This window comes from Blautia sp. An46, from assembly GCF_002161645.1.
GTDB lineage: Bacteria > Bacillota > Clostridia > Lachnospirales > Lachnospiraceae > Blautia > Blautia ornithocaccae.
Genome location: NZ_NFIF01000003.1, coordinates 228,748 through 253,912, shown reverse-complemented (window position 1 = coordinate 253,912; position 25,165 = coordinate 228,748). Strand labels below are relative to the sequence as shown.

At 45.6% G+C, this 25,165-nt stretch carries 21 protein-coding genes; 17 read left to right on the top strand and 4 right to left on the bottom strand.

Annotated elements, in window-relative coordinates; all coding sequences use genetic code 11:
- The first annotated feature begins 138 nt into the window (after positions 1-138).
- On the top strand, positions 139-1,533 hold the full coding sequence (locus tag B5G00_RS04440) for an MFS transporter (protein WP_087269109.1): 1,395 nt from the start codon (positions 139-141) through the stop codon (positions 1,531-1,533).
- Between the two features lie 119 nt (positions 1,534-1,652).
- Positions 1,653-3,458 carry a beta-glucuronidase gene (gene uidA / locus B5G00_RS04435; RefSeq protein WP_087269106.1) on the top strand — a complete coding sequence of 602 codons (1,806 nt, stop codon included), beginning with the start codon at positions 1,653-1,655 and terminating at the stop codon, positions 3,456-3,458.
- A 46-nt stretch (positions 3,459-3,504) separates the two neighbouring features.
- Here the strand turns inward: uidA and B5G00_RS04430 are convergent, their stop codons facing one another.
- Both B5G00_RS04430 and B5G00_RS04425 read right to left on the bottom strand, forming a co-directional pair.
- The gene (locus tag B5G00_RS04430; RefSeq protein ID WP_087269102.1) at positions 3,505-4,779 is read right to left on the bottom strand and encodes a sensor histidine kinase; all 1,275 of its coding nucleotides are present in this window, start codon (positions 4,777-4,779) and stop codon (positions 3,505-3,507) included.
- Between the two features lie 19 nt (positions 4,780-4,798).
- Positions 4,799-5,500, bottom strand: coding sequence for a LytR/AlgR family response regulator transcription factor (locus B5G00_RS04425; RefSeq protein ID WP_087269099.1), 702 nt, complete (start codon positions 5,498-5,500; stop codon positions 4,799-4,801).
- 168 nt (positions 5,501-5,668) lie between these two features.
- Here B5G00_RS04425 and B5G00_RS04420 point away from each other — a divergent pair, with 168 nt between their 5' ends.
- The 3 genes from B5G00_RS04420 to B5G00_RS04410 all read left to right on the top strand — a co-directional run bounded on the left by B5G00_RS04420 (position 5,669) and on the right by B5G00_RS04410 (position 9,717).
- Positions 5,669-6,424, top strand: coding sequence for an ABC transporter ATP-binding protein (locus tag B5G00_RS04420; RefSeq protein WP_087269096.1), 756 nt, complete (start codon positions 5,669-5,671; stop codon positions 6,422-6,424).
- Positions 6,411-8,528 (top strand): ABC transporter permease, encoded by a 2,118-nt coding sequence (locus B5G00_RS04415; RefSeq protein WP_087269093.1) that lies wholly within the window; start codon positions 6,411-6,413, stop codon positions 8,526-8,528. The genes B5G00_RS04420 and B5G00_RS04415 overlap by 14 nt, the downstream gene beginning before the upstream one ends.
- A gap of 160 nt (positions 8,529-8,688) precedes the next feature.
- Entirely contained in the window at positions 8,689-9,717 is a 1,029-nt protein-coding gene (locus B5G00_RS04410) for a CPBP family intramembrane glutamic endopeptidase (protein WP_087269089.1), read from the top strand.
- 232 nt (positions 9,718-9,949) lie between these two features.
- On the opposite strand, the gene B5G00_RS04405 is transcribed toward B5G00_RS04410, so the two are convergent.
- Entirely contained in the window at positions 9,950-11,305 is a 1,356-nt protein-coding gene (locus B5G00_RS04405) for a sodium-dependent transporter (protein WP_087269086.1), read from the bottom strand.
- Between the two features lie 401 nt (positions 11,306-11,706).
- On the opposite strand from B5G00_RS04405, the gene infC reads away from it, so the two are divergent.
- The 7 genes from infC to B5G00_RS04370 all read left to right on the top strand — a co-directional run bounded on the left by infC (position 11,707) and on the right by B5G00_RS04370 (position 17,889).
- The gene (gene infC / locus B5G00_RS04400) at positions 11,707-12,201 is read left to right on the top strand and encodes a translation initiation factor IF-3 (RefSeq protein WP_087269081.1); all 495 of its coding nucleotides are present in this window, start codon (positions 11,707-11,709) and stop codon (positions 12,199-12,201) included.
- Positions 12,202-12,231: 30 nt separating this feature from the next.
- Positions 12,232-12,429 (top strand): 50S ribosomal protein L35, encoded by a 198-nt coding sequence (gene rpmI, locus B5G00_RS04395; RefSeq protein WP_087269077.1) that lies wholly within the window; start codon positions 12,232-12,234, stop codon positions 12,427-12,429.
- 62 nt (positions 12,430-12,491) lie between these two features.
- The gene (gene rplT, locus B5G00_RS04390) at positions 12,492-12,848 is read left to right on the top strand and encodes a 50S ribosomal protein L20 (RefSeq protein ID WP_087269075.1); all 357 of its coding nucleotides are present in this window, start codon (positions 12,492-12,494) and stop codon (positions 12,846-12,848) included.
- A gap of 621 nt (positions 12,849-13,469) precedes the next feature.
- Positions 13,470-14,849 (top strand): electron transport complex subunit RsxC, encoded by a 1,380-nt coding sequence (gene rsxC / locus B5G00_RS04385; protein ID WP_087269072.1) that lies wholly within the window; start codon positions 13,470-13,472, stop codon positions 14,847-14,849.
- Positions 14,846-15,793, top strand: coding sequence for an RnfABCDGE type electron transport complex subunit D (locus tag B5G00_RS04380; protein WP_087269069.1), 948 nt, complete (start codon positions 14,846-14,848; stop codon positions 15,791-15,793). Before rsxC ends, B5G00_RS04380 begins: the two co-directional genes overlap by 4 nt.
- Before the next feature lie 11 nt (positions 15,794-15,804).
- Positions 15,805-17,100, top strand: a complete 1,296-nt coding sequence (locus B5G00_RS04375; RefSeq protein WP_087269066.1) for an FMN-binding protein — start codon at positions 15,805-15,807, stop codon at positions 17,098-17,100.
- Positions 17,101-17,118: 18 nt separating this feature from the next.
- Entirely contained in the window at positions 17,119-17,889 is a 771-nt protein-coding gene (locus tag B5G00_RS04370; RefSeq protein WP_087269063.1) for a hypothetical protein, read from the top strand.
- Positions 17,890-18,130: 241 nt separating this feature from the next.
- Here B5G00_RS04370 and B5G00_RS04365 read toward each other — a convergent pair whose 3' ends face one another.
- On the bottom strand, positions 18,131-19,165 hold the full coding sequence (locus tag B5G00_RS04365; protein WP_087269059.1) for an FAD:protein FMN transferase: 1,035 nt from the start codon (positions 19,163-19,165) through the stop codon (positions 18,131-18,133).
- A gap of 508 nt (positions 19,166-19,673) precedes the next feature.
- Between B5G00_RS04365 and B5G00_RS04360 the strand changes: the two genes are divergently transcribed.
- From B5G00_RS04360 to B5G00_RS04340, 5 genes are all read left to right on the top strand, one after another.
- Complete coding sequence (locus tag B5G00_RS04360; RefSeq protein ID WP_087269056.1) at positions 19,674-20,996, top strand: replication-associated recombination protein A; 1,323 nt, start codon at positions 19,674-19,676, stop codon at positions 20,994-20,996.
- Between the two features lie 51 nt (positions 20,997-21,047).
- On the top strand, positions 21,048-22,262 hold the full coding sequence (locus tag B5G00_RS04355) for an aminotransferase class I/II-fold pyridoxal phosphate-dependent enzyme (RefSeq protein WP_087269053.1): 1,215 nt from the start codon (positions 21,048-21,050) through the stop codon (positions 22,260-22,262).
- A gap of 26 nt (positions 22,263-22,288) precedes the next feature.
- Positions 22,289-23,728 carry an MATE family efflux transporter gene (locus B5G00_RS04350; RefSeq protein ID WP_087269050.1) on the top strand — a complete coding sequence of 480 codons (1,440 nt, stop codon included), beginning with the start codon at positions 22,289-22,291 and terminating at the stop codon, positions 23,726-23,728.
- The gene (locus B5G00_RS04345; RefSeq protein WP_087269047.1) at positions 23,716-24,510 is read left to right on the top strand and encodes a shikimate kinase; all 795 of its coding nucleotides are present in this window, start codon (positions 23,716-23,718) and stop codon (positions 24,508-24,510) included. The genes B5G00_RS04350 and B5G00_RS04345 overlap by 13 nt, the downstream gene beginning before the upstream one ends.
- Before the next feature lie 183 nt (positions 24,511-24,693).
- Positions 24,694-25,164 (top strand): MarR family winged helix-turn-helix transcriptional regulator, encoded by a 471-nt coding sequence (locus B5G00_RS04340; protein ID WP_242971278.1) that lies wholly within the window; start codon positions 24,694-24,696, stop codon positions 25,162-25,164.
- Position 25,165: the final 1 nt, after the last annotated feature.

Genomic DNA, 25,165 nt, shown 5'->3' with positions numbered 1-25,165 from the left:
GTATAATTTTTATGCAATTTCAACCCACACAAAAATTGTACCGAAAAACATAAAAAAAGTCTTAACGTTTTTATAGAAAATTAATATATAATGAATACTAACGACTTACATATGTAATGTAGAAGGAGGTAATTTTTAATGAGTAACACTACGAACAAAGTCCAGCCTTTCGGTATGAGGGACAAACTCGGTTACATGTTCGGTGATTTTGGTAATGACTTTACCTTCATCCTCTCATCAACGTTTCTGATGAAATTTTACACAGACGTTATGGGTGTGAGCCCCGTCATCGTTGGTATGATGATGATGGTGGCCAGATTTGTGGATGCCTTTACCGATGTAACCATGGGACAGATCGCTGACCGCAGCCGTCCTACGGCAAAAGGAAAATTCCTTCCCTGGATCAAGAGAATGTGCGGACCTGTGGCCTTGGCATCTTTCCTGATGTATGCAGTATGGTTTAAGGATATGCCTATGGCGTTCAAGATCGTATGGATGTTTGCAACCTATTTGCTATGGGGAAGTATCTGCTACACAGGAATCAACATTCCTTACGGTTCCATGGCATCTGCAATTTCCGCTGAAGCAAAAGATCGTTCAGAGTTGTCCAGCTGGAGAACTATTGGCGCAACTTTAGCAAGTATGTTCATCGGTGTTGTTCTTCCTATGATCGTTTACTATGAAGATGCAGAAGGACATACTTTGATTTCCGGTACAAATATGGCAATCGCAGGAGCAATCTGCTCTGTTTGTGCTGTTATCTGCTATCTGATCTGCTATAATCTGACTACAGAGCGTGTAAAGATTGAGAAAAAAGAAGAAAAGTTCAGCCTTATCCATCTGCTGAAAACATTGATTTCCAGCCGTGCTCTGATCGGTATTGTACTGGCAGCTTTGCTTCTCCTTCTGTCACAGCTTACATTAGGCAGTATGGGACAGTACATCTTCCCGAACTACTTTGGAAGTAAAGAGGGTGTATCAATTTCTGGCTTCTGTGCAAACATCCTGGTTATTGTACTGGCCTTTATTGTACCGACTCTGGCAGCTAAAGTTGGTAAGAAAGAATTATCTGCTTTCGGCGGGATTTTAGGAGCAGTGGTATTTTTCATTGCTTTTATTCTCCATACAGATAACCTGTATCTGTTTATCGCCCTTTATACCATTGGATATCTGGGAATCGGTTTCTTCAATGTAAACTGCTGGGCTATGATCACAGACGTAATTGATGATGCAGAGGTGAGAGAGGGAGAAAGATCTGACGGTACTTTCTATTCCGTGTATTCCTTTGCACGTAAAATGGGACAGGCTGCTTCTTCAGGACTTTCAGGAGCTCTTCTGGGTATTGTAGGATATACAGAGGCAACAGCCTTTGATCCAGATGTTTTAAACGGAATTTATGATATTTCTTGTCTGGTTCCTGCAGCAGGCTTCCTGCTGATGTCTCTTGCTCTGATCTTTGTATATCCGCTGGGCAAGAAGAAAGTTGACAGCAACATCGCTTACCTGAAAGCAAAAAGAGAAGGAAAGAAATAAGAAAATATAATTTAATATAAGCAGTGATGTACAGTGCCGGCAGAGGAAACTTTACCGGCACTGTTTTACACTAAAACCAATACTATTCAGAGCCAGACTCTGAGAAAAGGAGGAATTTTATGTTATACCCGATTTTGACACCATCCAGATTATTAAGTGACTTAAGCGGCGTATGGGATTTCAAGCTGGACAATGGAGAAGGCTTTGACCAGGAGTGGTACAAGGCTCCTCTGGAAGATCCTATGACTATGCCGGTGCCGGCTTCCTATAATGACCTGAAGGAAGGCATTGACTTCAGAGATCATTACGGCTGGGTATTCTATCAGAGGAAGATTTCCATGCCTTCCTTTGTGAAGACCCAGAGAGTCATGCTCCGGTGTGCGGCAGTTACCCACTATGCAAAAATTTATTTGAACGGAGAACTGATCTGCGAGCATAAGGGCGGCTTCCTTCCTTTTGAAGTGGAGATTACAGAAAAGCTTCAGGACGGAGACAACCTTCTGACCATTGCCGTAAATAATGTGATCGACTATACCACCCTTCCTATCGGAGGAAAATCCAATATGATGAACGGCATGGGAGGCTTCGGCTCTTCCAGCTCTGCAAAACCACAGAACAATCCCAACTTCGACTTCTTCAACTACTGTGGAATTACAAGACCTGTAAAAATCTATACGACACCAAAGGACTACATTGAAGATATTACTCTGGTTCCTGAGGTGAGCGGAACTACTGCCAGAGTTTCCTACAAGGTAGATACTGTGGGAACAGGAGACTGCAAAGTAGAAGTTTTTGATAAAGAAGGAAATCTGGTAGCGCAGGGCCAGGGAACCCAGGGTGTTCTGGAAATTGAAAATGTGCATCTGTGGCAGCCTCTGAAAGCATATCTCTATGATGTGAAAGTGACCTTCGGGGAAGACGTTTATACACTGCCTTACGGCGTAAGAACAGTAAGAGTAGAGGGGACCAGGTTCCTGATCAATGAAAGACCGTTCTATTTCAAAGGCTATGGAAGACATGAAGATACCTTCCCTAACGGAAGAGGCATGAACCTGCCGATGAACACCAAGGATATGTCTTTGATGAAATGGCAGGGAGCCAACAGCTTCCGTACCAGCCATTATCCATACAGCGAGGAAATGATGCGTCTCTGCGACGAAGAAGGTTTTGTAGTCATTGACGAGACCACGGCTGTAGGCGTAAACCTGGATTTCGGCGGTGGCGCAAACTTCAACGGACAGAAAGTCAGCACCTTTGATAAGGAACATGGCGTACAGACTCAGGAACACCACAAAGACGTGATCCGTGACCTGATCTCCAGAGATAAGAACCATGCCTGTGTGGTTATGTGGAGTATTGCCAATGAGCCGGATTCCTACAGTGAAGGTGCTTATGACTACTTCGCACCTCTCTATGAGCTGGCAAGAGAGCTGGATCCTCAGAAACGTCCCTGCACATTGATCAGTGTACAGATGGCACCTCCTGAAAAAGACTGCTCTGCAAAACTCAGCGATGTGATCTGCCTGAACCGCTACTATGGATGGTACTTTGGCGGCCCGGATCTGGAACTGCCGGAACAGGCCCTCAGAAAAGAATTAGACTACTGGAAGACCATCGGAAAACCAGTGATATTTACCGAGTACGGTGCAGATACAGTTATGGGTATGCATGATACCACACCGGTCATGTATACAGAGGAATTCCAGGTAGAATACTACAAGATGAACAACAAAGTTTTCGATGACTATGATTTTGTAGTAGGCGAGCAGGTATGGAACTTTGCAGACTTCGCTACCAGCCAGAGCCTGCTGAGAGTCCAGGGAAATAAGAAGGGAATCTTTACAAGAGACAGAAAGCCGAAATTAGTGGCTCATTACTTCAGAGACAGATGGCATAAGATCCCGGACTTTGAATACAAAAAATAAAAATTGAGAGACTGCCCTATCGGTACTGGGCCGGTAGGGCAGTCTTTTACTGTTTTATCCAGAGGAATATTGTAAGGCGGAACTCTTTCTCAGTGTAAGAGATGTCCAGGGTTCCGCCGTTTTTTTCTATAATTTCCTGAACGGAGGCGATTCCCAGGCCGTGGGAGAGGGGATCTTCTTTGTCTGTGAAGAAACGTCCTTTTCTTTTCTGTACCTCATTTTCCTTTGTGTTTACAATCTCATAGCTGAAGTATCCCTCTTTTGTATAGCGGGCTTTAGCGGAAATCTTCCGCTGTTGTCCGGAGGGGATCTTGCTGCAGGCTTCTATGGCGTTGTCTAAAGTGTTAGCAAAGACGGAACACAGGGTAATATCATCCAGTTTTGTAAAACCGTCAATGCTGATGCTGAAAAAGCAGTCAATGTTTTGCTCAGAAGCCTGGTTATACTTTGCATTCAGAAGAGCGTTCACAACACTGTTTTTACAAAATGGACGGTTTCCCGTCTCTATGTATCCCATAAGTTTTTCCAGGTATTCCAGAGCTTCTTTTATATTTCTGTCTTTTAACAGACTGTCCACCACAGCAAAATGACTGTTCATATCATGGCGGAGCCGTCGTATCTGAAGCTGGTTTTTCTCCAGCTCCTCGTAATAGTCTTTTTGAAGCCGGAGATTTTTCCGCTCCATGTCTGCCTGGATGGTATCTGCCAGATAAGAGGCCAGATAAATACTGGTAAAGTTGGTGGCGATACAGGCCAGCATACAGGGATAAGCCGCAGGGGCCAGGTTGGGGGTAAAGCAGACCAGACTGACTACTGCTGTAAGAGAAGCCAGGCAGATCAGGCTGAGAAACAGCCAGGAACGCCGGTCCAGAAGCTGGCGGGCTTTCAGAAGCCTTCGGTTCATGGACCGGTAAAAAACAAACCAGAAGAGCAGGGGTACAATTTCCGCCAGATTGGAGAACAGCAGATTGGTAAATCCCATTCCGCCCCAAAAAGTAAAGAAAATCCAGGTCCCGATATTATTCAGGAGAAAATTCAGAGCTGTGGCAATGGGATAGAGGATCATTACAGCAGAAATCTTCAAATACCAGGGTCCTTCAAAGAAAAAGGTAGTCCCAAAGAAAAGGCATAATACAACCAGGATATTAACCGGGTCCTGGGCGAAAATAACTACAGAGGACACCAGGGTACAGAGCATCCAGGCTAGGATCTGTAAAAACCTGGGCTCTCTGGGCTTCAGAAGACAGGATACGGTTTTAAAGAAGAAATACCCCTGTACAAAATTACAGGAAGTTCCGATAAGGCTGATGAGATTTTCCATAGGATCCCTGCTTTCCAATTTAAGAGTGAAGAAGTTTTCTGGCAAAGGCTGCGGCCAGTTTCTGGCGGCAGGCCCTGCTTACAGGAAGCTGCTCTTCGCCGCACAGGCAGAAGGTGTTTCCGATCCTGGAAACATGGCTCAGGTTTACCAGGTAGCGGTTATGTATGCGGATAAAGCCTGTTGGGAGTTCTGCCTCAATATCTGAGAGCCTGGCATAAAATACTTCCTGGCCTTTTACGGTGACTGCAGTTACCTTTTTCCGGTCACTTTTAAAATAGAGGATTTCCTTTAAAGGAAGGCGAAGAAGCTGGCCTTTCTGCTTTATATAATAAAACTGCTCTTCCATCCTGCGGCTTTCCTCTACGGCCAGTCCCAGAATTTCCCGGATTTTGTCTTCCCGGTAAGGCTTCAGTATATAGCGGAAGGCCCGGACCTCATAGCCCTGAAAAACAAAGTCGGGATAAGCGGTGATGAAGATAATTACAATATGGGGAGAAATCTTCCGAAGCTGGGTGGCCGTATCTATGCCGTTTAAACCTTTCATTTTGATATCCAGAAAAAGGATATCCCCGTCTTCCTCTTCTAATCCTTCTAGCAGAGCGTTTCCGGAGTCAAATTCCCGGATCCTGCAGGGGATTCCCTGCAGCTCCTTTTGACTGTGATAGTTTGATCTGTGACAGCGTCTTTCTTCCTGACGGACAGGCCTGAAAGCCGATATCAATAATATTATATAGGGTTTTCTGAAAATTTGCCAGCAAGAGGGATGATTTTGCCGAACTTTCCCAAAATTCTGTCAAACTTACCTATTTCCTGAATATCCCTTTCAGGAGAGAAAAATTATAATAATGATTGCCTAAAATTTATACACAGAAATGGGGAGGTAGACCAGATGTTAAAAGTTGAAAATTTGAGAAAAACCTATAAGACAGGGAACAATTCCTACCTGGTATTGAAAGATTTGTCTTTTCAGGTGAAGAAAGGAGAATTTGTGGCGGTTATGGGTCCCAGCGGTTCGGGAAAGACCACCCTTTTAAATTGTATTTCCTGTTTTATCCCTCATGACCAGGGAAAAATCCTGTTAAATGGGAAGGATCTGTCAGGCCTTGGACAGAAAGAGCTTGCAAAAGTCCGGAATCAGCACCTGGGTTTTGTATTCCAGGATTTTATGCTCCTGGACGGACTGACGGTTTTTGAAAATATTTGTCTTCCTCAGGTCATAGCAGGAAAGCCGGTGGGAAAGATGGAAGAGAAAGCCCGGAAGTTCTGTAAGGCCTTTGGGATCGAGAAGATACAGGAAAAATATCCCGCAGAGATTTCAGGAGGAGAGAAACAGCGTACAGCAGTGGCCAGAGCTATGATGAATTCTCCTTATATTTTGCTGGCGGACGAGCCTACAGGAAACCTGGACAGCAGATCCTGCAAAGCAGTCATCGATGCTTTTCTTCAGGCAAAAGAACAGCTTGAGGCTACTGTTTTCATGGTGACTCATGACAGCTATGCAGCTTCTTTCTGTGACCGTGTCATCGTGCTCCGGGACGGTGCCGTACATACAGAACTGACCCGCCGGGGTTCCAGAAGAGAATTTATGGATGAGCTGCTGGATGTACTCCGGGAACTGGGAGGTGACAGGGATGACCAGGAATAAGATTTTTGCCAAACTCCGGAGAAAGAATAAAGGGCAGTATGGGATCCTTGCCTTTTGCATCTTCCTTTCTGTGCTGCTGCTTACAGCCTTTGCCCTGATGTATTTCGGACCTACGGTACAGGAATTTCTCCCTGAGGGCGGAGATACACGAAAACTGGCCATTCTGCTTTTAGGAGCTACGGCGGTAGGATGTGCTATTTTCACCCTCTATGCTTCCATACTCTTTTTTCGGTATAAAAGCAGAGAATACGGTATTTTTCTGGCTCTGGGAGAGCAGAAGAAGACCCTGGGGACTATGCTCTTTAAAGAACTGGCTCTGCTTACAGGGGCGGCTGCAGCCCTGGGATTACTGGGAGCCATACCTCTGTCCTGGCTGATCTGGAAGCTTTTTGAATCCTTTCTGGTTTCTACAGAGGAAATGGAATATCACTTTGGAATAGGCGGACTTCTGGTGGGGCTGGTCTTTGCCATTATACTGGCTATTCTTTTAGGAGCTGCAGGAAGGAAATTTGTAAAAAAGACCAATGTTATGGATATCCTGCGGACCCAGCACCAGCCGGAAATGGTGAAGAAGATTCCTGCCTGGACATTTGGGGCCGGCATGGGGATGATACTGGGAGGGCTTCTTCTGGCTATGGGGCTGCCCAGGATCTTTGTCCATGTCTTTCATGTAGGCCCCCCTTCTGTTCTGAACCTTTTTTATTTTCTGGCAGTGGCAGGCATCTATCTGGTGCTGCTCAGTATAGTAGGGCAGAACCGGAAAGGAAAAAATAGAAAGAAGTATTACAAAAATCTGGTGTCTGTAAGCCTTATGCGGTTTTCCGCCAAATCTACCACACGGAATATGTGCGTGGTCGTCCTTCTGCTGTTTGCAGGAATTTTTGCTGTCTATTATGGGCTCCTGTATTCCGACAGTGCCGGATATATTGACAACGGGACTATCAGAGACTTTGTTCTCCACTATCCGGTTCAGGAGAAACAGGTGACGAAAGAGGAGATCCGGAAGCTGGCAGAAGAGTATTCTGTGGAAATCCAGGATTACACAGAGGGGGAAGGAGCCAATCTGGTGATCACCTATAAAATGACAGATTATACAGAGGACAATGAATATGTGACGGTTACCAGAGAAAAAGGAAAAACGGCTCTTTTTTTCTCCGGAAAAACCTATCAGCAGCTTACGGGAGAAGACCCTGGGGTGGCTCCCGAAACCTATAAGACCATAACGGAGGCAGGGCATCAGGATAATATCTGGGATTTTACAGACGGTCTGTCAGAAGTTTCCAATCCGGACACAGGGACAGAGACTGGCCTGACTTTTGGAGGAACACTGGAATATAACAGTCTGTCAGATATGTCTGAGCCTTTTGCTTATGTGCTCAATGATAAAGATTATGAGACTCTGACAGAAGGTATCGGACAGGAGTGGATGGAGCATCTGGTCTTTTTTGACGCTGCCGATCCGGAAGCCTCTTATCCTTTTACCAGAGCTTTGTATGAGGAATATGTGAGCCGGGCTACAGACCTTTCTGCTCATATGGGAAATTATGATCGGTGGGAAGAGCTCCAGGCCAAAGCCAATGGGGAAGAATATATGTATGGGGATAAGGTTGAGATGGACCCGGAGGATACCCAGCTTCTTGTAAACTGGAGATACGGGCCGCAGTTTCAGATTCTGAACAGCCAGGAATGGATGCAGTTTGTTGGGGTCTATGTGATGCTCTGCCTGTACATTTTCATCATCACCCTTTCCACAGTGGCTATTATGACTTATGTAAGAGGTGTCTCTGTGGCTGCGGACAACCGGGAAGTTTTTGTAAGCCTGGAGCGGCTGGGGGCAGACAGTGAGTATCGGAAGAAAGTTTTAAAAGCTCAGCTCAGGAAAATTTTTATTTACCCGACAGTTCTGGGCTGTGGGGTAGGATTGCTTTTCAGCATAGGAATGAACTATATGAATGACGGAAGACTAACCGCTGCTGAGCTTCGGAGTCTGATGATAGTTCTGGGAATCAGTCTTCTTATCTTTCTGTTTCTGTGGGCCGTTTACCAGGCAGCCAGGAGAAAGGGAGAAAAAATCCTGGGAATCTTCAGGGAAAAGCAGAGATAGGTTGTGGAAAAATAGAAAAGTAAGAATATTTGCTTGGATAGGTATTTTTTGAAAAATATTCATATCTTTTTATATACAAAAAATGTATTTTTCAGTATAATCTTTGTGGTGAAAATATAAGGCTTAACAAAGAATAATCTGAAAAAGAGAGGAAAAAGAGATGAGATTTTCAGAAACAGAAAAGAGACAACTGATCATTTTTGCGGCACTGGCCTATGGGATCACTTATGTCCTGGGACTGCTGATGTGGTATGGAAACAGCACAGGAGCAGATCTGAGTGTATTTCCCAACGCCCAGATGCTTTATCCGGCGGCGGGAGTTATGATGGCTTATCTGCTTACCAGGAAAGGAGACCAGAAGGTGCCCAGGATTTTTTATGTGACCTTCCTTGTGATCACAGTCCTGATGATCCTGTGTGCCCTGGGTTCTGTATTTCTGCCTCAGAGTATACAGGCAGGACAGATGGAAATGTCAGTATGGATGGTGCTTGTACAGGTGGTATTGATCCTGGGAAGCATTGTATTTTGGATCACCCTTCTGGTTTCGGGAAAAGAGAGACGGGAGGCCTGCGGCCTGCGGTGGAGGAACTGGAAAAAGTCGGTTTTGTGTATGCTTTTGTTCTTTGTGCTTTACAGCCTCCGTATGGGGATTTCCAGTGCTCTGGGAGGACAGATGGGAGAATTTATCCAGCTGTGGGCTTTGCCTTCTACCTGGCTCTATCTGGTTACATTGGTCCTGAATTTCTTCCTGGTAGTAGTGGCCTTCTTCGGAGAGGAATATGGATGGCGGTATTATCTCCAGCCTCTCCTGCAGAAAAGATTCGGACTGAGAAAGGGCGTACTGCTTTTAGGGGTGATATGGGGACTGTGGCACCTGCCTCTGGATTTCTTCTATTACACCACGCCGGATATGGGCGTGATCTATGTGGCGTCCCAGATCGTTACCTGCGTCTTTATAGGAATCTTCCTGGCTTATGTCTATATGAAGACCAGGAACATCTGGGTAGCCGTGGCTGTCCACTATATGAATAATAATCTGATCCCTATGTTTGTTGGAAATTATTCTGCAGATGTACTCCAGGGACAGACCATTGCCTGGGGGGACGTACTGGCTTCTCTGATCCTGAACCTGGTAATCTTTGGATGGTTTATCTTCCTGAAACCATTTCGGGAGAAAAAAGAAGCCTGAGAAGATCTCCTGGCCATAGATAACACAGAAAAAAGGACTCTTTTTGGAACTGTCGCATTAATCAAAATCGAGAATATTTATACATTTTATTGCTCAGTCTGCGTCGCTTTGAGCCTAGGGTCTCAAAGCTATACTCGACAAATTCGCATAAAATGTATAAATATTCCTGACATTTAACGCGACAGCTCCAGAAGAGTCCTTTTGGGCTTTCTGAAGCGGTGGGGCAGGGGCGTTATACAACAATCCAGCCCATAGTCTCAGAAATCGCAAAGATCAGGATCAGGGCCAGGAAAATGGGAGCGATCCATTTCAGCATGATCCGGTAGAACTTTTTAATCTTGAAGGGACCGTTAAGTTCCACTTCATCCTCAATAACCTTGGGTCCGATAAAATGCCCCACGCAGATACAGGTGAGAATAGCCACAATAGGCATGAGCACACTGTTGCTGATGAAGTCAAAGAAATCCAGCAGTCCCAGTCCCAGAAGCTGGATAAAGCTCAGAGGTCCGAAGCCCAGAGAGACGATGGTTCCCAGTATCAGGACATAGATGGTGATCAATATCGTGGATTTTTTTCTGCCCCATCCGGTCTTATCCCGCAGAATGGAAACCGCAGTCTCCATCAGGGAGATAGAAGAAGTCAGGGCTGCGAAAAGCACCAGCAGGAAGAACACTGCTCCGATCACTCCCCCAAGGGCCATATCGTTGAAGACCTTCGGCAGAGTAATAAACATCAGGGAAGGTCCTTTGCTGAGGGCAGCTTCATCTCCTCCTGAGAAAACAAAGACCGAAGGCACGATCATCAGACCTGCCAGGAAGGCAACTACAGTGTCAAAGACTTCAATCTGCCGCACAGAAGCTTCCAGACTGCTTTCTTTTTTCATATAAGAGCCGTAAGTGATCATAATTCCCATAGCCAGAGACATAGAATAGAATAGCTGCCCCATGGCCGCCAGTACAGTGGTAGCGGAAAATTTGGAAAAGTCGGGGAAGAAGTAATATTTTACACCTTCCATAGCGCCAGGCCGTGTAACACAGTAAATGCTGATGCCTACGATCATGACGATCAGCAGGGGCATCATAAAGCGGCTGGCTTTCTCAATTCCTTTTTCAACACCCATGATCACTACAATGGCGGTGAGAAGAACATAAATGCAGAACCATACCACCGGGGAAACCGTCTGGCTGGTAAAAGCGGCAAAGTATTCGTCCCCGGAGGCAAGTCCGCCGTCTCCGGTAAGGAAGGTGACAAAGTATTTGATCACCCAGCCTCCGATAACGCAGTAATAAGGGGTGATGATAAAAGGTACGGCGCAGGCCAGATAGCCTACGAAACCGAAACGCTTATCCAGTGACTGGAAAGCGCCGATGGCACTGAGTCTGGTCTTTCTGCCGATGGCGATTTCTGTGACCATCAGTGTAAATCCGAAGGTCACTGCCAGGATCAGGTAGACCAGCAGAAAAATACCCCCTCCGTATTTTGCAGCCAGGTAAGGAAAACGCCAGATGTTTCCAAGGCCTACAGCCGAACCTGCAGCAGCCAGAACAAAGCCCATCTTGTTTGTAAAAGATCCTCTTTTTTGTTCCATATTTTTCTCCTTTGTATTGTGTGTAAGGTATGTAGGCATAATTATGCCATTTCTTATAAGAAAAAACAAGGGATTTTTTATACAAAAAAGCTTGACTTTGTGTTTTAGCTATGCTATATTACAAAAGTCTGAAGAAGAAAAAGAAAGCAGAGTATCCACTCTCACCTTAGCACAAATGGGTGACTAACGGTTTATAGAATGCAGTGAAGCGCACAGCGTTTTCATATGGAGATATCAGGTGGATAGTGTATTTTGCTATCCGCTTTTCTTTTGCTCTGTAGATTCTTATTCATGACCATGAAAGCCGGAAGGCTTACGTGTTCTTTTCTTAAAGGAAATGGCCAAGGGGGCCCAAGAGTGTTTTATCAATATTATGGAGGTGCACGACTATTAGCGATTTAATGATCAACGAACAAATCAGAGACAAAGAAGTACGTCTTATTGGAGCGGATGGACAGCAGCTGGGAATCATGTCCGCAAGAGAAGCCCAGAAACATGCAGTGGAAGCCGGACTGGATCTGGTAAAGATTGCTCCCACAGCGAAGCCGCCGGTTTGTAAAATTATTGACTATGGCAAGTATAAGTACGAATTAGCCAGAAAAGAGAAGGAAGCTAAGAAGAAACAGAAAACCATAGAAATCAAAGAAGTGCGTTTATCCCCTAATATTGAGGAAAACGATTTGAAGACCAAGGTCAACAACGCCAGAAAATTCCTGCAGAAAGGAAACAAAGTGAAGGTGACTCTGCGTTTCCGGGGAAGGGAAATGGCACATATGCAGAGCAGCAAGCACATCTTAGATGAGTTTGCGCAGATTCTGTCCGACATTGCGGTGATCGAAAAGGCGCCTAAGGTGGAAGGCAGAAGCATGACTATGTTTTTGACAGAAAAACGTTAATAAGAAAAAGAGTTTAAGGAGGACATAAACATGCCAAAAATGAAAACTACCAAAGCTGCTGCAAAGCGCTTCAAAACAACAGGAACAGGTAAATTAAAAAGAAATAAAGCTTACAAGAGCCATATCTTAACAAAGAAATCTCAGAAGAGAAAAAGAAATCTCAGAAAAGCAACTATCACAGATGCAACAAATGTAAAGAGCATGAAGAAAATCCTGCCTTACATGTAATCTGGACAGTTGGCAAAGTTTCATTGAAAAAAGATTATCTTTAATATAGGAGGAAATTAAGAATGGCAAGAATTAAAGGCGGATTAAACGCTAAGAAGAAACATAACAGAGTATTAAAAATGGCTAAGGGCTACAGAGGAGCCCGTTCCAAACAGTATAGAGTAGCAAAACAGTCTGTAATGAGAGCTCTGGCAAGCTCCTATGCAGGAAGAAAACAGAGAAAACGTCAGTTCAGACAGCTTTGGATCGCTCGTATCAATGCTGCTGCAAGAATGAACGGTTTATCCTACAGCAAATTCATGCACGGCTTAAAGCTGGCGAACGTTGACCTGAACAGAAAAGTTCTGGCTGACATGGCTATCAACGATGCAGAGGGATTCGCAACTCTGGCAGAACTGGCAAAGAGTAAATTAGCTTAATAGATTTTTCAAGGGGTTGTCGCATTAGTCATATTCTCGATTTCGACTAATGCGACAGCCCCTTTTCGTATTTGACAAATTAGGGCATTTTGACTATAATATACTTAACAAGGGAGCCGGAAGGTGACTGCACTTCACCCGACCCGGCGTAATTTAAGATTTAGCTATAAGAGATAGCCGTTCCTAAACTTTGACGAGAGCAGGACGGCTATTTCTTATGGGTATAATTAAGAATGGCGATAATCAATAAAGCAGCGTTTACGATTAGACTCAATTCTTCATATGTACTCATAATAATCACCACCCTCCGTAAGGTCTCGGATTGGGTGAGAGCACGTCCCCCAGCTCCCTGGGTAAATATACGATCTTATCTTGAATACAGTATAAATATCTTTTTCCAGCAAGTCAATAACACCGTCTAGGAAGAATATCTATTCCCATCTATCCTAAATTTCATAAAAACTTAAAATCCCGTGTAAAAACCGCAGATGTCCGCATACTAATTTTGGCAGCTATTCAGTTCAGATTTTAGAAAGTTAATCTTGCGAAATTAACTCCAGTATGTTATGCTATTCGGGCATGTCAATTTATTAACAAACCTTTGATGGAGGAAAACAAAATATGCACAGAAATGAGACAAAAGGATTTCCGGGGGGAATTCATCCCACAGACGGTTACGATAAGTCTCTGACTATGGACATTCCGGTGCGGGAATACTGGCCGGAAACAGTGACGATTCTGGCAGAACAGTCTTTTCGCGCCCTCTGCGGCCTGAAGGTCAGGCCTTTGGACCATGTGCAGGAAGGAGAGCGGATCGGGGATCCGGAAGCCTTTATGGCGGCCCCTCTTCATGCCAGCGTCACCGGAGAAGTGATAGGGATCAAAGAGGTAGAGAATCAGGGAAGGGCTGCGACGGCCTGTGTGATCCGGCGGCTGGAAGACCCAAAGAGAGAGACCATGTCTTATGAAAAAGAGGGCGTCTCCCTGTCTGAAGTTGATTCGGAGAAGATTTTGGAAGGGCTTCGGGAAGGCGGCCTTACGGGTATGGGAGGCGCAGGTTTTCCTGCATTCCGAAAATATGAAACCGATAAGCAGATAGATACTTTGCTGGTCAACGGTGCGGAGTGCGAGCCTTTTTTGACCTGTGATTATCGTCTGATGCTTGAACAGGGACCTGCTCTGCTTAACGGTGTCCGGCTTCTTCTGAAAGCTTCCGGCGCTGGCAAGGCTTATGTATGTATTGAAGATAATAAGCCGGGGGCCATTGAGAATCTTCGGAAGATTTTGGAAAAGATGAGAGAGCAGGGGATTTTAGACCAGGGAGAAGAACTGGAAATAAAAGCGCTTCCTACAAAGTATCCTCAGGGCGGTGAGCGCCAGCTGATACAGAGTGTTTTGGGAAGGGAAGTTCCTATGGGAGGGCTGCCTGCCGATGCAGGAGTGATCGTTTCCAATGTGGGAACTGCCAAAGCCGCAGCAGATATGGTTCTGGGGAACAGACCCCTGACATCCAGGATCGTTACGGTAACAGGCTGTGTGAAAAATCCGGGGAATTTTCTGGTCCCTATCGGTACTTCCGCCAAAGAGCTGGTGGAACTATGCGGAGGAGTCACCACAGAAAAGAACCGGATCATCGGGGGAGGCCCTATGACAGGCCCCTGTGTTGCTTCCGACTGGAAGGGAGAAGAAGAGCTGTTTTACATTACCAAGAGCACTTCCGGTATCTTGGTCCTTCCGGACAGTCATTACGAAGAGCAGCCCTGTATCCGCTGCGAGGCCTGCAAAAATGTCTGCCCTGCAGGGCTTACTCCCTACCAGATTGATTTTGCCTTTTTAAAGGAGGACTATGATCTGTGCCAGAAGCTCTATGCCAGCGAGTGTATCGCCTGCGGCTGCTGTTCCTACATCTGTCCGGCCAAAAGAGAACTGACTCTTCGGAACAGACTGGCGCGAGATTTAGTGAAGCAGCGAATGAGAGAAAAGGTGGTGAAGAAATCATGAGTCCCACAAAAGTGATAAACGGTCCTCATCTGAGGACTGCCCAGACCACCAGGAACATCATGCTCCATGTTTCTATTTCCCTGGTTCCTGCTCTTCTGGGAGCAGTGTATTATTTTGGAATCCGGGCCCTTTATCTGACTGCTTTTTCTGTAGCAGTATGTGTACTGACGGAATTTCTGTGGCAGAAGATAACCAAAAAGCAGGTAACAGCAGGAGACTTCAGTGCGGTAGTTACCGGAATGCTCCTGGCCTTTAATATGCCTGTGACAGTGCCTGTCTGGGTACTTGGAGCGGCTGCTGTCTTCAGCATTCTGATCGTAAAGCAGATGTTCGGAGGCATTGGAAGTAATTTTGCCAATCCGGCTCTTATGGGAAGACTTTTGGTCATGGTCCTGTGGCCGGGGACGGTTATGGGATATACAGCTCCCAGAACACTGGCAGCAGACGCTGTTTCCCAGGCTACAGTTCTTGGTATGGTAAAAGCAGGAGGAGGGACGGGATATTCCTATCTTCAGATGTTTCTGGGAGAAGTTCCCGGCGCTATGGGAGAGACCAGCAAGCTTCTTCTCCTGGCAGGATTTGCCTATATGTGTTACATGGGGGTGGTGAATGCAGAGGCTGCCCTTACCTATATTGCTACAGTGACAGTCCTTACCTTTATTTTCGGTCCCAGCGGTCTTTTTACCGGAGACATTCTGGCCAACCTTTTTGGCGGCGGACTGATCATGGGAGGCTGCTATATGCTGACAGATTATGTCTTTGTATCCAGAAGAGGAAAACTTCTGTATGCTCTGGCAGCAGGTATCATTACGGCTGCCATCCGTATTTTCAGCACATATCCGGAGGGAATCTGCTTCGGGATCCTGACGGCTAACTGCCTGGCAGGAATTCTTGCCCTGCTTTACCGGCAGCAGGTATATGGAACAAAGAAAAAGGTGATTTAAAGGAGACGAATATGAAAAATAAAAATGTCAGAGGAATTCTTGCGTTGATCATCGTAACTGCTCTGTCCTTTGGAGTGATCGCAGGCTCTAAGGCTTTGGCAAAAGACCAGAGTACAGACCAGGGACAGGACAAGGCCCAGATAACAGAGGAACTGGATGTGACAGAGACCGAAAATATCCAGTCAGCTGCCAGGACAGAGGATGGCTATCTGGTAACCGTAACAGAAGCCGGATACGGCGGCGACATTGTTCTGGAGGTATCCTTTGGGGAAGATAAGGCTACTTTGACAAATGTGGCAGTGACAGAACAGAATGAGACAGAAGGCGTTGGCTCCAAGATTACAGAAGAAGAGTTTTTAAGTCAGTTTGCAGGAGCAAAGGCTCCGGTTTATCTGCCAGGTATGACACTGGAAGAAGACACTGCCTCTGTTCAGGCGGAAGACCTGGAACTTCAGGACGGAACCTATGAGGCAAAAGCAGAGGCTCCTGACAATAATGGCTATACCGACCAGATGACAATGACTGTGTCTGAGGGAAAGATTACAGAGGCTGTATGGGATGCTGTAGACGGAGATGGAAATAAGAAAAGCGAGCTTTCTGAAAACGGTCAGTATGTTATGACCGAGGACGGACCTACCTGGGCGGAACAGTCCAAGGCTTTAGGGGAAGCGCTGGTTGAAAATCAGTCCCTGGCCTTTCTGACTATGGATAATCAGGGAAAAACAGATGCAGTATCCGGCGTGAGCATTTCTGTAGGGGGATTTGCCAAGCTGGCTCAGCAGTGTATCGACCAGGCAGCAGGAAAAGCAGCCCTGGTGTTACAGGATGGAACCTATGAAGCTAAGACAGAAACGCCTGACAGCAATGGCTATACCGATCAGGTGACCATTACAGTTGCTGACGGAAAGATTACAGAAGCTGTATGGGAATCTGTAGATGCAGATGGAAACAAGAAAAGTGAGCTTTCTGAAAATGGCCAGTATGTGATGACCGAGGACGGACCTACCTGGGCGGAACAGTCCAAGGCTTTAGGCGCAGCTCTGGTAGAAAATCAGAATCTGGATTTTCTGACTACAGATAACCAGGGAAAGACAGATGCAGTGTCTGGCGTAAGCATTTCTGTAGGCGGATTTGTGAAACTGGCCCAGCAGTGTATTGACCAGGCTGGGGGAATGGAAAGCCAGGGAGGATCCGAAAGCACACAGGAAGGAACGGAGGTAGACGGAGTATCCGGCGCCACCATTTCCTCTACAGCGGCTGTGAAAGGCATCAATGCAGCTTATGAATTTTTGCAGACCATAGATTAAAGAAACGGGGGAACAGACATGAAATTAAAATATCCGGCAGAAGCCTTTGCTCTGGGTATTGTGCTTTTTTCCCGGAATATGAAGGAGGCCTTTGCAGGGGGAATACTGGTACTCCTGGCTGTGGTCTTCGCTGAATTTCTGAAGAATCTTTTAGAAAACTGGATACCTGTCTGGAGCCTCAGGCTGTGTGTACTGATGGGCACAGGAGCTGTTACCGCCAGCGCTTTCCTGCTGGGCTTTACAGCCCTGGGGATTACTGTGGATAATGGCACATGGCTGATGACCGCAGTAATCGGACTGTTAGCCGGAAAAAACGCTCTTTTCGGAAATCTGGAGGCAGATTACGGAAACATCTTTTATGAGTCCGGGATCCTCTGGGGATTCTGGATCCTGCTGGGAATCCTTCGGGAGTTTCTGACTCAGGGAACAGTCTTTGGAAACCTTCTTTTAGAAGAAGCACCTTTCTTTTCCCAGAGCTTTCAGGGAACTGCCTTCGGCTTTCTGTCAGCAGGATTGGCCCTGGCCTTTGCCAATGGAATCCTGAAGAAAAAATCTTCGGGAACTCAGAGCCTGTTACTGGTGATTCCGGTGATCTTTTTTGCAAGGCCTTTTGAGATGGTTACCTTCGGAGGAATCATTGCCTTTATCTGGACAGTAGGCGTTTCTGTACTTCTTTACATTTCCGTACAGAAGATTCTGCGGTTTTCCAATCCGGGACCTTATTTCAGAGGACTTCCTCTGGAAATGCTTTCTATGAGCTTTATTTATTTGATTTTGAGTATTTATTAAAAAAGGACTCTTCTGGATACCTTTTGGCATAGATGCCATCTAAGGGACCAGAAGAGTCCTTTTATATTCTATGGGGCTGTCGCATTAGTCATATGTCAGGAATATTTATACATTTTATGCGAATTTGTCGAGCATAGCTTTGAGACCATAGGCTCAAAGCGGCACAGACTGAGCAATAAAATGTATAAATATTCTCGATTTTGGTTAATGCGACAGCCCCATAGAATATAAAGCCCTCATACTATTTTGCAAGAGTGATCTCCTTTTCGAAATCTTCGCTGTAGTGGAGCTGGTAATCCTCTGTGATAAAGACTGCCTGTACATCGGGGAGACTGTTGATCAGCTCCATGCCTTTTTCCAGCCCCAGAGCAAAACAGGTAGTGCTCAGACCGTCTCCGTCTACAGACTCATCGGAGATGATAGTGACTGAGACCAGATTATTTTCATAAGGATATCCGGTGGAGGGATTTAAAATGTGGTGATACAGCACCCCGTCCTGTTCAAAGTACCGCTCATAAATTCCAGAGGATACCACGGACTTATCGGAAATTTCCATAACAGCCGCTGTTTCGCTTCGGTCTGCGAAAGGCATCTGGACGCCGATGCGGAAGGGGCTTCCGTCTGGCCGCTGTCCAACACAAAGTACATTTCCGCCCAGATCGATAATGGCGCTTTCTACTCCCTCTTCCAGAAGATAATCTTTCATTTTGTCAGCAATATAACCTTTAGCAATGGCTCCAAGGTTGATTCCCATTCCTTCTTTTTCAAAACGGATACGATTGCCTTCCAGAGTAATATCCTCATAATTGATGAGAGGCAGAGCAGCCTCAATGGCTGAACTATCAGGAACGGTTCCTTCTCCCGAGGTGAAATCCCACAGAGAGGAAAGAGGCTCTATGGCAATATCAAAGGCTCCTTGGGACAGCTGGCAGTAGGAAAGTCCCTGGGAGATTAAATCTGCAGTTTCTTCTGACAATTCATAAAACCCCTCTTCATCCTGAGAAAGCTCGCCGTGATTCAGCCGGTACAGCTCACTGGTTTCTGTGGTAGGACTGAGAAGTTCGTCATATTTTCTGCATAATTCCAGGGCGCCGTCCAGAATGGATTCGTCTTGAGAGTCATAAAGGGTTACTGTAACAATGGTATTCAGTAAGTAATCGGTTTTGCTTATGGGCTCTGTTTCCCTCTCTCGATTTTGATATACCAGGGCAAAAGCCAGAAGCACTAAAAACAGAAGAATGACAGCCAGGACTGCCCGCTTGCTTTTTGTATTCATATAAGCTCCTTTAGTAAAAGATTCTGTTGACTTGTATTTACGGGACTTATTTTACGGGAAATGGAGGAAGTGTGTCAAGAATGGAGTTTGACAAACGAATGGCTTTGACATATAATATATTTAACAAGACAGCCGGAAGATAGAGCACACCTATCCGCCCGGCAAAAAATATCTAGCTTAGTAAGCCGCCTATCTTTTCCAGGGACAGGGCGGCTTACTTATTCCTCAAATTCAGGATTGCAACTACAAGTAATGCGAATGTAAGTAAAATCTGCATTTCCTCATATGTATTCATAAGCATCATCCTCCTGTCAAGACTCAGGCGGATGATATGCACGCCCCTCCGGCTGCCTGGGTAAGTATTATAGCATGACAGTATAATATAGATAAGAGAGACTACAAAACGAATAAGAGTCCTGGTATAAATATCCTGGAAACACGGGTGACGGAAGAAATCGGAACATAATAAGAGGCAGAGAGGTGATAGCAGAAAATAGGAGTAAGATTTATGGACTTATTTGATTATATGAAGGAACAGAATCTGGAACAGGAGGCCCCCCTGGCCTCCAGGATACGCCCTTCCACTCTGGAAGAAGTGGTGGGACAGGAGCATATCATCGGAAAGGATAAGCTGCTTTACAGAGCCATCAAGGCAGATAAATTAGGCAGCGTTATTTTTTACGGCCCTCCTGGAACAGGAAAGACCACCCTGGCGAAAGTGATCGCCAATACTACCAGTTCCCGGTTCCGGCAGATCAACGCTACAGTAGCCGGGAAAAAGGATATGGAGGAAGTAGTAAAAGAAGCCCAGAACTATCTGGGAATGTATGGGAAGAAGACCATTCTTTTTATTGATGAGATCCATCGGTTCAATAAGGGGCAGCAGGATTATCTCCTGCCCTTTGTGGAGGACGGTACTCTGATACTTATCGGGGCTACTACAGAAAATCCTTATTTTGAGGTAAACGGCGCTTTGATCTCCAGGTCCATTATTTTTGAACTGAAGCCTCTTACAAAGGAGAATATCGAAACCCTTCTGGACCGGGCAGTGACGGACAAGGAAAAGGGAATGGGCAGCTACAATGCAGTTTTGGAAATGGACGCCAGAGAGTTTCTGGCAGATATTTCCGGAGGAGACGCCAGAGCAGCCCTGAATGCTCTGGAACTGGGAATCCTGACTACAAAAAGAGGGGAAGACGGAAAGATCCATATTGACCTGGAAACGGCTTCCCAGTGTATCCAGAAGCGGGTAGTCCGCTATGATAAGACAGGGGACAACCATTATGACACCATCTCTGCCTTTATCAAGAGCATGAGAGGCTCTGACCCTGACGCCGCAGTATTTTACCTGGCAAAAATGCTCTATGCAGGAGAGGATATTAAGTTTATTGCCAGAAGAATTATGATCTGCGCCGCAGAAGATGTGGGAAATGCAGACCCTCAGGCTCTGGTAGTGGCTGTAGCGGCAGCTCAGGCAGTAGAACGGCTGGGAATGCCCGAAGCACAGATCCCTCTGGCTCAGGCCGTGACTTATGTGGCCAGCGCACCAAAGAGCAATGCTGCCTGTATGGCGGTCTTTGATGCTATGGAAGCAGTGAAGAGCACCAAGACTACCGTGCCTTCCCATCTTCAGGATGCTCATTATAAAGGCTCAAAGAAGATGGGCCATGGCGTGGGATATCTCTACGCCCACGATTATCCAAATCATTACGTGGAGCAGCAGTATATGCCTTCGGAGCTTTTGGGAAAGAAATTCTATCATCCTACAGAGAACGGATATGAAAAGAACATACAGGAATATTTTCGGAAAATCCATGGGGAAACCGATTGAAGTTAATAGAGTAAAGTGATAAAATCTGTAGTTAAGAATGGGGGTAAAACTATGAGAACCTTTCAGAAATCGTCAAAGTTAGAGGATGTATGTTATGACGTCCGGGGACCGGTGCTGGACGAGGCCAATCGTATGCAGGAGAGAGGGATCGATGTATTGAAACTGAATCTGGGAAATCCTGCGCCTTTTGGTTTTAACGCTCCGGAGGAAGTAATCCTGGATATGATCTATAATCTCCGGGAATCCCAGGGATATTCAGATTCTAAAGGGATTTTTTCCGCAAGAAAAGCAATTATGCAGTACTGCCAGTTAAAAAAGATCCCAAATGTGACCATTAACGATATTTATACAGGAAACGGAGTCAGTGAACTGATCAGCATTGTGACCCAGGCCCTTTTGGATACTGGAGATGAGATCCTGGTGCCTTCACCGGATTATCCGCTGTGGACCGGCTGCGTTTCTCTGGCAGGAGGAAAACCTGTTCATTATATTTGTGATGAGGAATCAGACTGGTATCCGGATCTAGAGGATATAAAAAGTAAGATTACAGACCGGACCAAAGCCATTGTGATTATCAATCCCAATAATCCTACCGGTGCAGTGTATCCGGAAGATGTTCTGCTGAAAATTGCAGATATTGCCAGGGAACATGAACTGATGATATTTTCAGATGAAATCTATGACCGGCTGGTGATGGACGGGATCAAGCATACTTCCATCGCAGCCCTGGCTCCGGATCTGTTCTGCATTACCCTGAACGGTCTTTCCAAGTCCCACATGGCTGCAGGATTCCGGGTAGGCTGGATGGTATTGAGCGGGGCCAAGGAGAAGGCGAAAGATTATATAGAAGGGCTGAATATGCTTTCTAATATGCGTCTGTGCTCGAATGTACCGGCTCAGTCCATTGTCCAGACGGCGCTGGGAGGATACCAGAGCGTAAACGAATATCTGGTGCCGGGAGGCAGGATCTACGAACAAAGAGAATTTATTTATAAAGCCATTAATGACATTCCGGGGCTTTCAGCAGTAAAGCCTAAAGCAGCTTTTTATATTTTTCCGAAAATTGATGTAAAAAAATTTAATATCTATGATGATGAGAAATTTGCCCTGGATTTCCTCAGAGAAAAGAAGGTTCTGGTCACACATGGAAGAGGCTTTAACTGGGGAGCACCGGACCACTTCCGGATCGTATATCTGCCCAGGGTAGAGGAGCTGAAAAAAGCCACGGATAAGCTGGCAGATTTCCTTAAGACCTATCGCCAGTAAGAGAAAAGAAAACAGGGAGTTGGATCATGCATTTGTTTAAAAATCATCATGAGGACAGAGAAGAAGAACATGATTTTTCCAAGGGAAGTGTGGCAGGGACCATTCTCCGTCTGGCTCTTCCCTTGATCGTGGCTCAGTTTATTAATGTATTGTATAATATCGTAGACAGAATTTATATCGGAAGGATTCCCGGAGCCAGTTCGGCAGCCCTTACAGGAGTAGGGGTTGCTTTTCCAATTATAACGGCAATCACGGCCTTTTCCAATTTGATAGGCACCGGTGGTCCGCCTCTGTGCTCCATCGCCAGGGGAAAAGGCGACGAGGACCGGGCAGAGGGAATCATGGGGACTTCTTTTACCCTTACCCTGATTACCGGGGTACTGCTGATACTGGTGGGAATGGCGGTAAAGGATCCCCTTCTTTACGCCCTGGGCGCCAGCGATGCTACCTTTAGATATGCAGATGATTATATCAGCATTTACCTTCTGGGCACTGTTTTTGTTATGATCAGCCTGAGCATGAACGGCTTTATCAACTGCCAGGGATTTGCCAGGACCGGTATGCTTACGGTGCTGATCGGAGCTGTGATCAATATTGTGCTGGACCCGGTCTTTATTTTTGTATTTGGCATGGGAGTGAAAGGGGCTGCCGTTGCCACAGTCATATCCCAGGCTGTTTCCGCCATATGGGTGGTAAAGTTCCTTACAGGGAAACATACCCTCCTTCGTATCCGGTTTTCCAGAATGAAGCCGGATTTCAGATATGTAAAAGAAATCCTGGCTCTTGGCCTTTCCGGATTTATCATGGCGGCTACCAACTGCGGCGTCCAGATTGTCTGCAATGTGACCCTTCAATCTTTTGGAGGAGACGCTTATGTGGCGGTTATGACCATTGTAAATTCTGTAAGAGAAGTATTAAGCGTTCCGGTAAGCGGACTGACTCAGGGTTCTCAGCCTGTGATCGGATTTAACTATGGAGCAGGAGAATACAAGAGGGTAAAAGCAGGAATCAAGGTTATGGCGGCCATTGGCATTGTGTATACCACACTGGCCTGGATCATTACCATGCTGATACCGGGAGTCTTTATTGCTATGTTTAACGGAGGAGAGGAGCTGATGGAAATTGGAGTTCCCTCCATGAGGATATACTTTTTCGGATTCTGCTTTATGTCCCTGCAGTTTGCGGGGCAGAGCGTATTTACAGGGCTGGGAAAAGCCAAACATGCAATTTTTTTCTCACTGCTGAGAAAAGCGGTCATCGTGATTCCTCTTACCCTGTGGCTGCCCCATGTGGCAGGGCTGGGTGTAAATGGAGTTTTCCTTGCAGAACCCATTTCTAATTTTATCGGAGGCACCGCCTGCTTTGTTACCATGCTTTGTGTGATGTGGCCTGCTTTGGCAGAGGAAAAAGAGCGGGAAATAAAAAGAAAAAACAGATTGGATAGGGAGAGATTATGGACCAGTTAGAAAAATACAGAGAAGAACTGATGGCCTGCAATGAGAAAATTCTGGAGGGACTGCTGGAGAGAAACCAGGTTGTGGAAGAGCTGATGGCCTATAAAGAGAAAAATAAAATGCCTATGCTTCAGCCTGACCAGGAAGAGAGGCAGCGGGTCTGGCTGGAGAGAAAGCTGGAAGGCCACAGACACAAACAAGAAGTAGAGGATGTTTTTCAGGCAATCCTGAAAAGCAGTAAGAAGATACAGGCCAGAAAGCTGTTTTCCTACAATATTGTGCTCATCGGATTTATGGGTTCTGGAAAATCTACGATTTCTGAGTATCTTCATACATTGTTTGACATGGAAATCATAGAAATGGACCAGATGATCGCCAAGAGAGAGGGAATGAGTATTTCTGACATCTTTGAAACAAGGGGAGAAGAATATTTCCGGAACCTGGAGACCAGCCTGCTTATAGAAATGCAGGAACGGACCAATGTGGTGATCTCCTGCGGCGGCGGCGTTCCCCTGAGAGAGCAGAACGTAGTGGAGATGAAGAAAAACGGAAGGGTTGTCCTTCTCACAGCCAGTCCTGAGACAATTCTGGAGAGAGTAAAGAACAGTCATGAGCGCCCTCTTCTGGAAAATAATAAAAATACAGAATTTATTGCCGGACTGATGGAGGAACGCCGGGAAAAATATAAGGCTGCAGCGGACATTATTGTGGCTACAGACGGAAAGTCAGAACTGGAAATCTGTGAGGAACTGGTAAAGAAGCTGCTGAAATTTGACAAAAACTGTAATTATTGACAGAAAATCAGCATAGGTCGGTATCAACCGGCCTTTTGTTATTTTGCACAAAAGTTAGCTGACTAATTAAAGTTTTGTGAGTTTTTTATAAAATAATTTTAAAATGGCACAAAAAGGGTTGATAAACTAAGGAAATTGCCATATTATAAGTTAGCCGACTAACTAATGGAAGGAGATGAAAAAATGGAAACAGAGAAAGCAGAGGAAGGGATGCAGAGTCTGTTTATCAAACTGACCCATCTCTATTTTAAGAAAGCCTTTGCCCTGGTAAAGGATACTGGTATCCATCCGAAGCAGGCTCCTCTTATCGGACTTTTGTCCTGCCGGGAAGGAATCAGTCAGAAAGAAATTTCTCAAACTCTCAGGATCAGTCCTCCTACAGTGGCTGTCTCTATTAAAAGACTGGAAAAATCCGGAATTATTGAGAGGAGAGCTGATGAGAAAGACCAGCGGCTAAGCCGTATATACCTTACAGAAGAAGGTAAAGCTGTAACCAGAAGAGTGAAGGACTGCATTAAAGAAAAAGAAGAAGCAGTGTTCCGGGGATTCTCTGAAAGTGAACTTTGTCTCCTTCGACGTTTTTTCCTTCAGATGATCCAAAATCTGGAGGATGACGGCAATGAAAATAACATAGAAAGACAAAATAAGGGGTGAC

What these genes read in the sequence shown, in the direction of transcription:
- infC (WP_087269081.1), top strand. Translation starts at nt 11,707, where the DNA reads ATGATCAACGAACAAATCAGAGACAAAGAAGTACGTCTTATTGGAGCG.
- B5G00_RS04415 (WP_087269093.1), top strand. Translation starts at nt 6,411, where the DNA reads ATGACCAGGAATAAGATTTTTGCCAAACTCCGGAGAAAGAATAAAGGG.
- B5G00_RS04405 (WP_087269086.1), bottom strand. Translation starts at nt 11,305, where the DNA reads ATGGAACAAAAAAGAGGATCTTTTACAAACAAGATGGGCTTTGTTCTG.
- rpmI (WP_087269077.1), top strand. Translation starts at nt 12,232, where the DNA reads ATGCCAAAAATGAAAACTACCAAAGCTGCTGCAAAGCGCTTCAAAACA.
- B5G00_RS04420 (WP_087269096.1), top strand. Translation starts at nt 5,669, where the DNA reads ATGTTAAAAGTTGAAAATTTGAGAAAAACCTATAAGACAGGGAACAAT.
- B5G00_RS04430 (WP_087269102.1), bottom strand. Translation starts at nt 4,779, where the DNA reads ATGGAAAATCTCATCAGCCTTATCGGAACTTCCTGTAATTTTGTACAG.
- B5G00_RS04380 (WP_087269069.1), top strand. Translation starts at nt 14,846, where the DNA reads ATGAGTCCCACAAAAGTGATAAACGGTCCTCATCTGAGGACTGCCCAG.
- B5G00_RS04370 (WP_087269063.1), top strand. Translation starts at nt 17,119, where the DNA reads ATGAAATTAAAATATCCGGCAGAAGCCTTTGCTCTGGGTATTGTGCTT.
- B5G00_RS04360 (WP_087269056.1), top strand. Translation starts at nt 19,674, where the DNA reads ATGGACTTATTTGATTATATGAAGGAACAGAATCTGGAACAGGAGGCC.
- B5G00_RS04375 (WP_087269066.1), top strand. Translation starts at nt 15,805, where the DNA reads ATGAAAAATAAAAATGTCAGAGGAATTCTTGCGTTGATCATCGTAACT.
- rplT (WP_087269075.1), top strand. Translation starts at nt 12,492, where the DNA reads ATGGCAAGAATTAAAGGCGGATTAAACGCTAAGAAGAAACATAACAGA.
- B5G00_RS04355 (WP_087269053.1), top strand. Translation starts at nt 21,048, where the DNA reads ATGAGAACCTTTCAGAAATCGTCAAAGTTAGAGGATGTATGTTATGAC.
- uidA (WP_087269106.1), top strand. Translation starts at nt 1,653, where the DNA reads ATGTTATACCCGATTTTGACACCATCCAGATTATTAAGTGACTTAAGC.
- B5G00_RS04410 (WP_087269089.1), top strand. Translation starts at nt 8,689, where the DNA reads ATGAGATTTTCAGAAACAGAAAAGAGACAACTGATCATTTTTGCGGCA.
- B5G00_RS04365 (WP_087269059.1), bottom strand. Translation starts at nt 19,165, where the DNA reads ATGAATACAAAAAGCAAGCGGGCAGTCCTGGCTGTCATTCTTCTGTTT.
- B5G00_RS04440 (WP_087269109.1), top strand. Translation starts at nt 139, where the DNA reads ATGAGTAACACTACGAACAAAGTCCAGCCTTTCGGTATGAGGGACAAA.
- B5G00_RS04340 (WP_242971278.1), top strand. Translation starts at nt 24,694, where the DNA reads ATGGAAACAGAGAAAGCAGAGGAAGGGATGCAGAGTCTGTTTATCAAA.
- rsxC (WP_087269072.1), top strand. Translation starts at nt 13,470, where the DNA reads ATGCACAGAAATGAGACAAAAGGATTTCCGGGGGGAATTCATCCCACA.
- B5G00_RS04350 (WP_087269050.1), top strand. Translation starts at nt 22,289, where the DNA reads ATGCATTTGTTTAAAAATCATCATGAGGACAGAGAAGAAGAACATGAT.
- B5G00_RS04345 (WP_087269047.1), top strand. Translation starts at nt 23,716, where the DNA reads ATGGACCAGTTAGAAAAATACAGAGAAGAACTGATGGCCTGCAATGAG.